The organism is Acetobacter pasteurianus (genome assembly GCF_009914215.2).
Taxonomy (GTDB): domain Bacteria; phylum Pseudomonadota; class Alphaproteobacteria; order Acetobacterales; family Acetobacteraceae; genus Acetobacter; species Acetobacter pasteurianus.
Window position 1 is genome coordinate 719369 of sequence record NZ_CP039846.2, and the last position, 11680, is coordinate 731048.

Consider the following 11680-nt stretch of genomic DNA (forward strand, 5'->3'; position numbering starts at 1 on the left):
AGGGTGCGGCACTTACACGCCCTCCACATCCGGCACGCCATCCCACGCGGCCATGCGGCGGGCGTGTTGGCTGGTGGGTTCTTCTGGCGCGGGGCGCATCTGCAACTGGGTGCGCAGGGTGGCATCTATCCACGCCACGGGTTCGGCGGGGTTAAAGCGGGCACATTCGGCCAGCACGTTCAGCACCACGGCGGCATCATCCCCCGTCAGCTTCAGCCAGCGGCCCAGAATGGCACGGGCGGAACGATCTGGCCTGCCGGTGGCTTTTTTCAAAAATGCCAGACCAGATTTGAACAGATGCGTGCGCGCATCCGTGTCCGGCCCGAACTTGGTGAGGGGATGTTCTGCTTCTGTCTCTGTTTCTGCCTCTGCTTCTTGGAGCATAACCTTGGCTTTGGGTGGGGGTGTTATCCCCTGCCCTGCCTCGGCTGCGGGGGCATCGGGCTTAAGCTGCGGGTTGCCCCCAGTGCGGCCCCATGCGGCCCCGGCATCGGATGCAGCGCGGTCTCGCACCAAGCGGCGAGAATACGGCACCCCCTCCGCCGTGGTGGCATACACACCGGCATCTTGCAGCTCTGCCATATAACGGCGCACCTGCTGGGGGCCTACGCCCACCATCTGGGCAATCTGGCGCGGGTGCAGGGGTTTGCCGTTTACGCATAAATGGCCGTAGGGCTCGGCCTCGTGCATCAGGCATAGCAGGCGCATCCACAACCCTTGTGCGGCCAAGCTGCACAACCGCAAGGCCGGATCTCGCTCATGGTCCTGCCACCAGAACTTGGACCACCTGCGCCGCGTGCTGGCGGGTGTGGCTGCGGGCGTTGCGGGGGATGAGGCTGAACGGGGCATTAAGCGGCACCTCCGTTCCACAGTAGCGCCTGCGCCAAAGCTGCTTCATCCTGCTGCCATGTGGTGGGGGTGTGGGCCTGTGTGGGTTGCCAGTGTTCCAGCCCTTTCCAGAGCCCGCGCATGGCAATGGGGTGGCCTGCGGGCAGGGGTTCGGGGTCTCGCACCAGTTCGGCATAGCCTTTGGGCTGGGGCGCATGGGCGGGGGTTTGGGCTTTCAGGGCATCTTCATACCGCATCAGCACCTGCCGCACGCCCTCCATACACCGGCCCACTTCCCGCCCGATACGCCGAAAGGAATAGCCCTTGCGCCGCAGCCCCACCATGTTGGCCACCATCTGCGCCGATGTGCCGGGCCGCTGCGCCTGCTGGCAGGCCCGCGCGTTCACACCCCCCTGCGGCGGCAGCACCAAAGCGGGTGCGGATTCGGCGTGATGTTGTGATGTGTCACACCTTTTTAACGTGTTAGAAACCTTTTCATCCGGCTCTTTCTGCCCGTTAAGGGCCGGGGTGCCACCCTTTGGCGCAACCTGATGCAGTGCGGCGGCATTGGGGGGCATAACCCCACCCCTTTTGGGGGAACGCAACAGGGTAGGAAACTGCAAAACATTATGATTTGAAATGGTGTTTGAAAAAACATTGAACGCAATGGAACCGGGAACAGGCATAATGGGGTATCCGTGGTTGCTGGGTGGCTGGCCATTTACACCACCAAAACATGGCCTGCCCCGGACGCTATGGTGACCACTCCCGCAGCGTCAACCCAAAAAAGAGGGATATATCCCCTTTTGCACACATACCCCCGGCGTGGAATAGTGCGGAACCATGACAAGATCACCCGTAGCAGATGAACTGGAACGCCGGATGGCCCACCTTGGGCTTTCCCAAAAGGCACTGGCCCGCAAGGCTGGTGTGGGCGATACCTATGTGCGCGATATTCTTAAGGGGAAGTCTCGCAATCCGGGTGGAGAAAAACTGGAATGCATTGCTGCGGTGCTGGGCTGCACCGCGCGGGATCTGCTGTTTCCCGGGGTGGACCACGCCCAGCCGGGGCTGATGCTGCGTGAACGCCGCACCCCTTACCTGCCCCCCCCCTTTACCCCGCAGGAAACCCCGCGTGACACATTGCGCGTGCATGGGTTTTCCAGCCGGGAAAAACCAGAAAACGCCCCTCAACTGGCGCTGGATATGGCGCAGATCAAACGGGCACGCAGCACCACTCAGCCTCGCCCCGCCATGCCCGCAGTGGCAGCACCACCGGGCTATGTGATGGTGCCTTATCTGGCGCAGCGCAGCATCACTTCTGGCCGGTATGATGAGGCACAACTGCTGGGCAGCCCCAAATATTTTGAAGAAAGCCTGATAACCCAGCGCCTGAACGCCCGCGCCGAAGATTTGCGCGCCCTGAATGTAGAGGGCCAGGCCATGGAACCCCTGCTGCGTGATGGGGATTTGGTGCTGATGGATACACAGCGCACCACCTTGGCAGAACCGGGGCTTTTTGTGCTGTTTGATGGTGAAAGCGTGGTGTGCCGCTGGGCAGAACGCACGTTTGATGCCCAAACCCGCCCCGTGGTGCAGATAAGCTGCGAGAACAAAAGGTTTTCTGCCTGCACCCTGCCCGCCAGCCGCGTGCAGATACTGGGCCGCGTTGTGTGGTATGCACATTGCGTATAAGCGTTGCGTCTTTTTTGCAACAATCGCGTTAAGAGTTCATTAAAACATCACATTTTCTTTAACAAGACCCTTGCGGTCCTGTTTCCTGTTGCGTAAATACGCCTTACACAAATGCGTTAAACGCGCCCTAACAATGCCTTAAAGTGAACAAAAACACCAAGTACTGATGTGCTTGTTGAATGGCTTTACTGTATTCGCACAGGACTATACAATTCTATGACAACACCCGACTGGAGCACCGGCTCAGATTATACATGGGTTGGCCCTACCACTGGTGGGGTGTGGACGGATGCCAGCAACTGGCAGTACGATGGCGAACCCGCCACACATGCACCCGATGCCCAAACCAGCGGCACCATTACCATTCCGGCAGGTGCCACTGTTACCATTCCGTCTACTGTGAGTTCTCTGGGCTATCTGACACTGGATGTGCAGGGCACGCTGGTGATGCCGAGCAGTGATTCCCAACTGACATTCAGCAAGCTGGTGGTAGAAAATGGCGGCCAGACCACCATTTCCCGCACGTTGAATATCAATGGTGGCCTACAGATAAATAACGGCGGCACAGCCACGTTTGAAGGCGTAACGCAGAATTGGACAAACCCAAGCCTTAACCTTTCCCTGCTACAGGGGGGCACGCTCAATATTGATAAATCCAATATTGTATTGGGGAACGTCAATCAGGGCAGCGGCGCTGGCACACTCAACATTACGGGTGGGTCTGTTGTCAGCACAGCCAGCAATTCCACAGATTTGTCTGGCCCCATCAATGTTACCGGCTCCAGCTTTACGGATAACAGCTCCCTTGCCAGCACAACCACGCTTACGCTGAATGATGGCGCAACCGCCACGCTGAGCACCTCGGCCTATCCGGCAGATGGTTCCACCGTTGTGTTTGGCACTGGCAACAACACACTTGTGCTGCCCAACCTGCAATACGGCGCCAACAAGGTGAACGTAGAAAACCTGAAAAACGGTGACAGGCTGGGCGTAGATGGCACGCAAGTAACCACAGCCACGCTTTCCGCCAATAATGTTGCGCTTGCCACCACAAGCGGCACGCCCATTCAGGTTAAAAGCGTTACGTATGACAGCTCCTACACGGATGCGCCTACGGGGGATGAAACCCAGACTGTCACCATTGATAGCGGGCAAGGCGTGATCTGCTTTTTGGCAGGCAGCATGATTGCCACGCCCAACGGTGTGGTGGCGGTGGAAAACATCCGCCGGGGTGATGAGGTATTAACATTTGTAAACGGCGTAACCCATGTGCGCCCGGTGGTGTGGGCTGGCATGGCGCAGGCCACGGTTAACCCCGCCCTGCCCGATGATATGGCAGGCTACCCCGTGCGTATTCTGGCCGATGCCATTGCGCCGGGCGTGCCGTATCAGGATCTGCTGGTAACGGCGGAACACGGCATTTTTGCCAATGGCAAGCTGGTGCCCGCACGTATGCTGGTAAATGGCAGCAGCATCTTTTTTGATCGCTCCATAACCGCATACGCCTATTACCATGTGGAAACAGCCGAACACAGCATCATCATGGCCAATGGCATGCTAACGGAAAGCTATCTGGATACAGGCAACCGCCGCAATTTTGTATCCGATGGCAATGTTGTCACCATTGGGGCCAAGGCCAAAAACTGGGCGGAACACGCCGCCGCACCTCTGGGCACTGCGCGCCATGTGGTAGAACCCATCTGGCGTGTGCTGGCCGCGCGTGCAACCCAGGTTGCAGGCCATATTTCCGCCCCCGCCAAGCCGGACATCACCCACAGCCACGGGCTGCACCTTGTTACGCCAGCGGGCACGGTTATTCGGCCTTTGCGGGCCATGGGGCGCAATATCTCCTTCATGCTGCCTGCCGGGGTGGAAAGCGTGCGCCTTGTTTCCCGCGCTGCGCGCCCGTGTGATGTGGAAGGCCCGTTTGTAGATAAGCGCCGCGTGCTGGGCGTGCTGCTGGGCCGCGTAACGGTGCTTTCTGCTGGCACCGCCGCAGACATAACCGCGCATCTGGCAGAAGAAGATGGTGCAAATGGCTGGCAGGATATGCCCCAGCCCACAACACGGTGGACAGATGGCAACGCCCTTCTGCCACTGGGCACCACCACGGCACGCGGCCCCGCGCTGCTAACGGTGGAAGTGCTTCAGGCTGGCCCTTATCTGGCCACTCCGGTTGCATTTACGCTGCCAGTTGCCGCCAACGGCTAACGCCCACTTTGCCCCCGCATGTTGCCCAACGTGCGGGGGTTTTAGTTTCCGCCGCCGGGCCTGTTCTTCCATTCTATGGATTGATCGGCGATGTAATAGGTAATGGCGGCAATAAACAGCCATAGCGGCCCCGCCACGCTGTTTTCCAGCACCAAAGCCACGCCCACGCTAAAGGCGGCAATAGAGAGCGTAAGAATAATACAGCAGCACAACACGGCCAGAGGCCAGCTTTTGGGCCATCCCTTTTTGGGCTGAGACATGTGGCGGCGGTATCCTCATCTTGCCCGCGCAACGAGGGCTGTGGGTGCTGTGTTATTGCGTATCGTAATCAACTAGGCGGCTTGGCACAATATACGCAGCGAATGGCTGCCCTACCGCCACCTTATGCGCGCCCGCGTAAAAGTACGGCCCCAAAGCCCACAAACACACAGCCCGTTATGCGGTTGAACACCCGGCGGATGGAGGGGCGCTGGAGCTGCTGGGCCAGTGTGTAACCGCCTATGGCGTAAACGCCGTACCACAGCATTTCCAGCAGCGCGAAGGTGGTTATCAGCACCACAAACTGCGGCAGTTGCGGGGCATGGGGCGCAATAAACTGCGGGAAAAACGCTGCCGCAAACAGCAACAGCTTGGGGTTGCTCAGCCCCACCCAGAAGCCCTTGCGCCAGCGGCCCCATGCGCGGCCCTGCACGGCGTTTTCTACCTGCGGGGCGGCGGATACGCTGGTTGGGGCTTTAGTGGCCGGAGGTGTTTGCCCGCCTTCCATCCATGCCTGTATGCCCAGCCAGATCAGATACACTGCGCCGCATATGCGCAGCACGCCAAACAGATGGGGTGATGCCGCAAGCGCTGCCCCCAGCCCGGCGGCAGAGGCCACAAGCACCAGCACAACCGCACTTAAGCAGCCCAGCATGGTGGCCACCCCGCGCGCCATGCCCACCCGCGCCACACTGGCCAACACATGCAGCATGTTGGGGCCGGGTATGGCGCACAGAAAGAACACAATGCCGCAGAACACACCCCAGTTGTGCCAGGTCATACTACAAGCCTTACTGTATATTGATAAACATAGTGAGAAACACAGCCTGTTTTACACATCCCCCCGTAACATGGCCAGAAACTGCGGTACACAGCCGTGTTATGGCCCGCGATGAAAGGTTCCCTCACTTTTTATTAGTTTAAACATTTTTAACTTGCGTGTTTTTGGTTTCCTTATTGAACGCAAACATATTAGGGATTTTCAAACTTAATTTATATTTAGAAAGCATCTGTTATGGCGGCATCCACAATTACCATTCCCAGCAACCAAACTGTTACATTTGATGCCACATCCAGCACACTGAACAGCACCATTGATTTTACGGGCACAAGCGGCAATCTGGAACTCACCAACCTGTCTGCCTCCAACCCGCTTGCCCTTACAATTACCGGAAACTTTGGTGCGAATATCAGCAACGTGCTAACATTTGGCACGGCAGACAATGTTTCCGTAGCAAACAGTAAAGTAACCATTACGGCAAAGCCCAATCAAAACACCATCATTAATCTGGCAGATGCCAATAACAATGCACTGGGCACCATTACAGTGGCGGGAGATCCCTGGGGGCTTATTCCTGCTTCATACCCAAATGCTACTATCACAGGCATGTCTTTTCGGGTTATTGCCACCCCAAGAACAGATGGCTCAGTAACTGTCTGCTTTCTGGCAGACAGCATGATTGCCACCCCCAAAGGCACCGTGGCCGTGCAGGATCTGCACGAAGGGGATGAGGTGCTGACTTATGCCAATGGTGTGGCCTCGGTTAGCACACTGAGCTGGGCGGGTATGGCACACTGCACCGTAAACCCGGCCCTGCCCGATGATATGGCAGGCTACCCCGTGCGTATTCTGGCCAACGCCATTGCCGATGGCGTGCCGTATAAGGACATGCTGCTAACGGCTGAACACTGCCTGTTCTTTAACGGCATGTTTATTCCCACCCGTATGCTGGTAAATGGCAGCAGCATTTTTTACGATAAATCCATTACCTCTTATAATTACTACCATATTGAAACCCCAGACCACGCCGTGATTATGGCCGATGGCATGCTGACGGAAAGCTATCTGGATACAGGCAACCGCCGCAGCTTTACCCAGCAAGGCAACGTTATCCAGCTTGGTGGCGCTGCCAAAAGCTGGCAGGACAATGCCGCCGCCCCGCTGTGTGCGGATTGGGATGCCGCAAAAACCATCTTTACCCAGATTGCAGCCCGCGCACCGCAGGGCGCATACACGGCACCGCACACCACGCACGTGCCAGAACTACACCTGGTAACAGAACGTGGCGCTACCATCTGGCCCGCAAACTGCAAGAACGATACTTACAACTTCATTCTGCCCGCCAACACGCAGGCAGTGCGCATTGTCTCCCGCGCCAGCCGCCCGGCAGATGCAATTGGCCCGTTTGTAGATGACAGGCGCACCCTTGGCGTGGCTGTGGCAGACATAAACGTGCTGTCTGCTTCAAAATGGCAGGCCGTAACGGCACATTTGCAGGCCGACAAGCCCGAAGGCTGGCACGCAACAGACTGGACAGACTGCGCATGGACAAACGGCAACGCCGCCCTGCCCCTACCTGCACAGCACACACAGGGGGCCATTTGCATGCTGTCTGTTAAAATCCGTGCGGCCGGGCCTTATCTGCTGGGCGATACCGCGCAGGATGAGGTTGCCAAAACGGCATAATCTGCCAAAACAGGTTACGTATTAGGGAATTTTTAAAGAATGTCCCCCAAGGGTCAGCACCAAAATGGTGCTGGCCCTTTTTTTATGGGCATAGCAAGCAGACAACATACTGAAAAAACATCATCTTTTGCAGTGGGCCTGATGTATAGGCACAGGAAATGACCAAGTACTTTTTAAATAAAACCTTACCAAAGTATTATATTTACAAACAAAAATGTAAGAAAAATCTTTAACTTACATAGGATTCCTGATTCCGTAAAAAGTTCCATCATTTTGTAAGTAATGATAATATATTTTTCTTATATTTACTTTTTAATTTCTGTTTTTGTATTTTGTTATTTGCGAATCCTAAACATAACTTCCCACCGAAAGAAAAACTCATGGCAACGTCCGTTGATACCAACCAGACGGTTGTGTTTGATGCGTCTGATTCCGCACGCCATACCACGGTAACCTTTACGGGCACAGGCGGAAATCTGGATATCCAGAACCTGTCTGCCCGAAAGCCCATTGCACTTACAATTACCGGAAATTTTGGGCAAAACATCTCCAACGTACTGACATTTGATGAATCAGATCATCTATCCATCTCAAAAAGCACTGTTACTTATAATAATTTTACAAAACAAACGGTTATCACGCTTATAGATACGCGCGGCCACTTTCTGGGCACCGTAACACTTAGCGGCAACACGTATAATCTGGGTGGCGGGCATGATCATCATGACCATGGGCCCCACCATAATGACCCGTGGCACCACGGCCCCAATAATCACCCCATTACCGTGCCGCTTAAAAATATCAGCCATTTCAATCATCATCACCAAATTACGGTGTGCTTTCTGGCAGATAGCATGATTGCCACCCCAAAGGGCGTGGTGGCCGTGCAGGATCTGCACGAAGGGGATGAGGTGCTAACTTATGCCAATGGTGTGGCCTCGGTTGGCACACTGAGCTGGGCGGGCATGGCGCACTGCACCGTAAACCCGGCCCTGCCCGATGATATGGCAGGCTACCCCGTGCGTATTCTGGCCAACGCCATTGCCGATGGCGTGCCGTATAAGGACATGCTTCTAACGGCTGAACACTGCCTGTTTTTTAACGGGGTATTTATTCCCGCCCGTATGCTGGTAAATGGTGTTTCCATTTTTTTCGATAAATCCATCACCTCTTACACATACTACCACATCGAAACCCCAGACCACGCCGTGATTATGGCCGATGGTATGCTGACGGAAAGCTATCTGGATACAGGCAACCGCCGCAGCTTTACCCAGAAAGGCAACGTTATTCAGCTTGGTAGCACCCCCAAAAGCTGGCAGGACAATGCCGCCGCCCCACTATGCGTGCAGCGCGAGCGGGTGGAAGCCGTATTCCGCCAGATAACCGCACGCATGGAAGGCAACTGGGCCACACCTGCAACCGTGCAGAACCCGGAACTGCACCTTGTAACCGAGCGCGGTGCCACCATCTGGCCCGCAAACTGCAAGAACGGCACTTATAATTTCATGCTGCCCACCAACACGCAGGCGGTGCATCTGGTCTCCCGCGCCAGCCGTCCGGCAGATGTGGTTGGCCCGTTTGTGGATGACAGACGCCAGATGGGTGTGGCCGTGGCGGAAGTCACCCTGCTATCAGCCGCAAAACATCAAGCTGTAACGGCGCATTTGCAGGCCGAAAAGCCCGAAGGCTGGCACGAAACAGACTGGACAGATTGCGCATGGACAAACGGCAACGCCGCCCTGCCCCTGCCTGCACAGCACACACAGGGGGCCATTTGCATGCTGTCCGTTAAAATCCGTGCGGCTGGGCCTTATCTGCTGGACGACACCGCGCAGGATGTGGCTGCCAAAACGGCCTGATCTGCCCAAATTACCGATATATTAAAAGCACTACAGGGAGCCAGTGCAGAAATGTGCTGGCTCTTTGTATCGGCTTTACTGATATTTTACCTGCAAATACTTACAAACCGCGCAAGCCCTCCCCGCAACATGGCCTTGCTCTTGCCTTAATTGGCAGATGATATGTAAAACTGAGTGCAACACGCTCTAGCAAAAGGCATTGGGCTATGTTTCAGCGCATGAAGTCTCTCCTCACATTTCACAACAGGCCATCGGCAGCATGGCAGAAAATGCCTGTGCATTTGCGCCGCTTTCTGTATGCAACTTTTGTGGTGGAAGGCGTGTTGTGCAGCTATCTGCTCACAAGCGTGGCCTCCCCCTTACGCGACCTGAGCATGTTGCTGCCGGGGGCGTTTTTGCAGCATCAGGTTTCCTTCGCCCAATTCTCACTGATTGCTTCAGTGTATCTAACTGTTGCCGCTATTGGGATAATTGGCATAGGCGCTGTTCTTTTGCGCAAGAATTATGAAAAAAGCATGATGCAGTATGCCGTTATTCGGGAAGTTCGGCAGAACCACGCACGCATCCGCACCCGCAGAAACATGAACCGGCGCTAAAACGCAGCCACCTGACATCACTTGTCCGCAAAAACGGGCTTGGGCAGTGTGGGGGGCGTGCTATCGGGGTATGTCAACCACATCTGCCAGATATCCATGGTGCGGCTATGGGTCAGGCGCAGCATGCAGGTGAGCGCCATGCTGAAGCGGATTGTGCCGTCAGACCATGCCTCATACGCGGCGTTGCATTCTGCCTTCTGATACTGCGCCCAATGCTGCTGCGCGGTATGAAAATCCGCCAAAGCGTGCTCTGGGTCTGCCGATTGACGTATACGCCCCTCTGCCGCAGCAATGTAGCGCGCCATCTGCTTTTGCGCTTTATCCAGCACCTGCTTCTGGCAGTCCGCAATTTCTGGCGTTGTCAGCCCCGGGCATTTATCCGCCGCGCGTGCCTGCACAGTGCACAGCACACTGGCCGCGCTAAGCAGCAAAACAGTTTGTATTTTCATGTGGCACGCATCCTTGGGCCTGTTTATGGGGTGCAACCTGCCAGTTCTGCCCGAAGGTAGGATGCCAGATCTGTTACACCCTTTACGGGGTTTGCTGGGCGATCATACCGCTGGTTTATGAAAATTGCGGTCATATTTGCGTAAGATCGGGCCGCTTTGTCTGAAAAACCATTGGCCTTGTAATATGCCAGCCACGCGGTGGGCGGTATGTCCTCCACCCGTACGGGGTGTTGCAGAATATGCGCAAACACCTGCGCCACATCCTGCGCGGTGTACGGTGTGGGGCCTTCTATAGTGTACACCCCCACTTCCTGCACCGGGGCCATAAGAAGCTGGCCTGCCAGATGCCCCACATCCTGCGGGGCCACCATGGGCACGGGCAGCGTGGCGGGCAGAAGGCTGCTCACCTTGCCGGATGTGCGGGCTTCGGGCACGGCAGAAAGCCAGTTGCTCATGTAATACGCGGCACGCACACAGCACAGCGGAATACCCGTTTGCCGGGCACCCTGTTCCAGATCATACAACACGCCCAGATCTGCACACTCTGTGCCCGGTTGCGCCCCATAGGTGGATTGCACAACAATTTTTTCCAGCTTTGCACCGCGTAACGCTTGTAGGATGGACTGCACGGTGGCGCGTTCTGCCTTATCCGTATCCAGCGCGGGGCTGGCCGGTGGGTTGAGCACAAAGGCCCGATCCGCCTTTTGCAACACCTGCGCCAGTGCATCTGTATCGTGCACATCCACCAACGCCACACTGGCCCCGCGTTGCGCCCATGCCGCAGCTTTTTGGGGGTTACGCAGCACAACGGTTACGGCCTGCCCCTGCTGCAACAGATATTCCGTAACGGCTGTGCCCACATGGCCAGAGGCCCCAAGAACTGCAAACATCTTTTTCTTTCCCTCATACGGCGGGGTGTGGTGCATCTTTCCCACCCCCATAGTCCTGCCTAACCGTGCAAGAAACCCCACCTTGCAGGAAAGCCGATTATGCCCACACCGCCAGCGCCTTCCGCCCCGCGCAAGCAGCCTTTGCCCAACACGCAGGACTGGCCGCCCTTGCCCGGCACACGTGCCTATATGGCCCGCCAGCTTGCGCAGGATACGGCCACCGTGCGCCAGATTGTGACAGTTTTGCAAAACTGCGCCGGGCAGATTGCCCCGCTTGTGGCGCAGCTTTACTTCACCACCGGCCCGCTGGCTGTGCTGGACTGCACAGCCACCCTGCACGCGCTGGCAGATGACATTGCGCATGATGACCCGCAAACACTGGCCGAACTGGCAGCAGAGCACAGCCCCACCGGCTGATATGTGG

General features: G+C 56.4%; 12 protein-coding genes. 6 read left to right on the forward strand and 6 right to left on the reverse strand.

Annotated features, from left to right (window positions below):
• Window positions 1–12: 12 nt before the first annotated feature.
• Together FCN51_RS16800 and FCN51_RS16805 are read right to left on the reverse strand one after the other, a co-directional pair.
• The gene (locus FCN51_RS16800) at window positions 13–849 is read right to left on the reverse strand and encodes a winged helix-turn-helix domain-containing protein (protein ID WP_160256408.1); all 837 of its coding nucleotides are present in this window, start codon (window positions 847–849) and stop codon (window positions 13–15) included.
• Window positions 849–1514 (reverse strand): hypothetical protein, encoded by a 666-nt coding sequence (locus FCN51_RS16805; RefSeq protein WP_160256409.1) that lies wholly within the window; start codon window positions 1512–1514, stop codon window positions 849–851. The genes FCN51_RS16800 and FCN51_RS16805 overlap by 1 nt, the downstream gene beginning before the upstream one ends.
• A 157-nt stretch (window positions 1515–1671) precedes the next feature.
• Between FCN51_RS16805 and FCN51_RS16810 the strand changes: the two genes are divergently transcribed.
• Together FCN51_RS16810 and FCN51_RS16815 are read left to right on the forward strand one after the other, a co-directional pair.
• The gene (locus tag FCN51_RS16810; protein WP_124295061.1) at window positions 1672–2523 is read left to right on the forward strand and encodes a LexA family transcriptional regulator; all 852 of its coding nucleotides are present in this window, start codon (window positions 1672–1674) and stop codon (window positions 2521–2523) included.
• A gap of 168 nt (window positions 2524–2691) precedes the next feature.
• Complete coding sequence (locus FCN51_RS16815) at window positions 2692–4734, forward strand: Hint domain-containing protein (protein WP_160256410.1); 2043 nt, start codon at window positions 2692–2694, stop codon at window positions 4732–4734.
• 41 nt (window positions 4735–4775) lie between these two features.
• Here FCN51_RS16815 and FCN51_RS16820 read toward each other — a convergent pair whose 3' ends face one another.
• Both FCN51_RS16820 and FCN51_RS16825 read right to left on the reverse strand, forming a co-directional pair.
• Complete coding sequence (locus tag FCN51_RS16820) at window positions 4776–4994, reverse strand: hypothetical protein (protein WP_003627553.1); 219 nt, start codon at window positions 4992–4994, stop codon at window positions 4776–4778.
• Between the two features lie 122 nt (window positions 4995–5116).
• Window positions 5117–5773 (reverse strand): LysE family translocator, encoded by a 657-nt coding sequence (locus FCN51_RS16825; RefSeq protein ID WP_160256411.1) that lies wholly within the window; start codon window positions 5771–5773, stop codon window positions 5117–5119.
• A gap of 234 nt (window positions 5774–6007) precedes the next feature.
• Here FCN51_RS16825 and FCN51_RS16830 point away from each other — a divergent pair, with 234 nt between their 5' ends.
• The 3 genes from FCN51_RS16830 (at window position 6008) to FCN51_RS16840 (ending at window position 9917) form a co-directional block, all read left to right on the forward strand.
• Entirely contained in the window at window positions 6008–7459 is a 1452-nt protein-coding gene (locus FCN51_RS16830; RefSeq protein ID WP_160256412.1) for a Hint domain-containing protein, read from the forward strand.
• A 380-nt stretch (window positions 7460–7839) separates the two neighbouring features.
• Window positions 7840–9321: a Hint domain-containing protein gene (locus tag FCN51_RS16835; protein WP_160256413.1), complete on the forward strand. Its 1482-nt coding sequence runs from the start codon at window positions 7840–7842 to the stop codon at window positions 9319–9321.
• Between the two features lie 206 nt (window positions 9322–9527).
• Window positions 9528–9917: a hypothetical protein gene (locus tag FCN51_RS16840; protein WP_160256414.1), complete on the forward strand. Its 390-nt coding sequence runs from the start codon at window positions 9528–9530 to the stop codon at window positions 9915–9917.
• A 17-nt stretch (window positions 9918–9934) separates the two neighbouring features.
• Here FCN51_RS16840 and FCN51_RS16845 read toward each other — a convergent pair whose 3' ends face one another.
• On the reverse strand, window positions 9935–10366 hold the full coding sequence (locus FCN51_RS16845) for a lysozyme inhibitor LprI family protein (RefSeq protein WP_160256415.1): 432 nt from the start codon (window positions 10364–10366) through the stop codon (window positions 9935–9937).
• A gap of 23 nt (window positions 10367–10389) precedes the next feature.
• Window positions 10390–11256 carry an NmrA family NAD(P)-binding protein gene (locus tag FCN51_RS16850; protein ID WP_160256416.1) on the reverse strand — a complete coding sequence of 289 codons (867 nt, stop codon included), beginning with the start codon at window positions 11254–11256 and terminating at the stop codon, window positions 10390–10392.
• Window positions 11257–11355: 99 nt separating this feature from the next.
• Here FCN51_RS16850 and FCN51_RS16855 point away from each other — a divergent pair, with 99 nt between their 5' ends.
• Window positions 11356–11673, forward strand: coding sequence for a hypothetical protein (locus FCN51_RS16855; protein ID WP_160256417.1), 318 nt, complete (start codon window positions 11356–11358; stop codon window positions 11671–11673).
• The last annotated feature ends 7 nt before the right edge of the window (window positions 11674–11680 follow it).

Coding starts and splice junctions, on each gene's coding strand:
- FCN51_RS16800 (WP_160256408.1), bottom strand. CDS start 849: ATGCCCCGTTCAGCCTCATCCCCCGCAACGCCCGCAGCCACACCCGCC.
- FCN51_RS16805 (WP_160256409.1), bottom strand. CDS start 1,514: ATGCCTGTTCCCGGTTCCATTGCGTTCAATGTTTTTTCAAACACCATT.
- FCN51_RS16810 (WP_124295061.1), top strand. CDS start 1,672: ATGACAAGATCACCCGTAGCAGATGAACTGGAACGCCGGATGGCCCAC.
- FCN51_RS16820 (WP_003627553.1), bottom strand. CDS start 4,994: ATGTCTCAGCCCAAAAAGGGATGGCCCAAAAGCTGGCCTCTGGCCGTG.
- FCN51_RS16825 (WP_160256411.1), bottom strand. CDS start 5,773: ATGACCTGGCACAACTGGGGTGTGTTCTGCGGCATTGTGTTCTTTCTG.
- FCN51_RS16830 (WP_160256412.1), top strand. CDS start 6,008: ATGGCGGCATCCACAATTACCATTCCCAGCAACCAAACTGTTACATTT.
- FCN51_RS16835 (WP_160256413.1), top strand. CDS start 7,840: ATGGCAACGTCCGTTGATACCAACCAGACGGTTGTGTTTGATGCGTCT.
- FCN51_RS16840 (WP_160256414.1), top strand. CDS start 9,528: ATGTTTCAGCGCATGAAGTCTCTCCTCACATTTCACAACAGGCCATCG.
- FCN51_RS16845 (WP_160256415.1), bottom strand. CDS start 10,366: ATGAAAATACAAACTGTTTTGCTGCTTAGCGCGGCCAGTGTGCTGTGC.
- FCN51_RS16850 (WP_160256416.1), bottom strand. CDS start 11,256: ATGTTTGCAGTTCTTGGGGCCTCTGGCCATGTGGGCACAGCCGTTACG.
- FCN51_RS16855 (WP_160256417.1), top strand. CDS start 11,356: ATGCCCACACCGCCAGCGCCTTCCGCCCCGCGCAAGCAGCCTTTGCCC.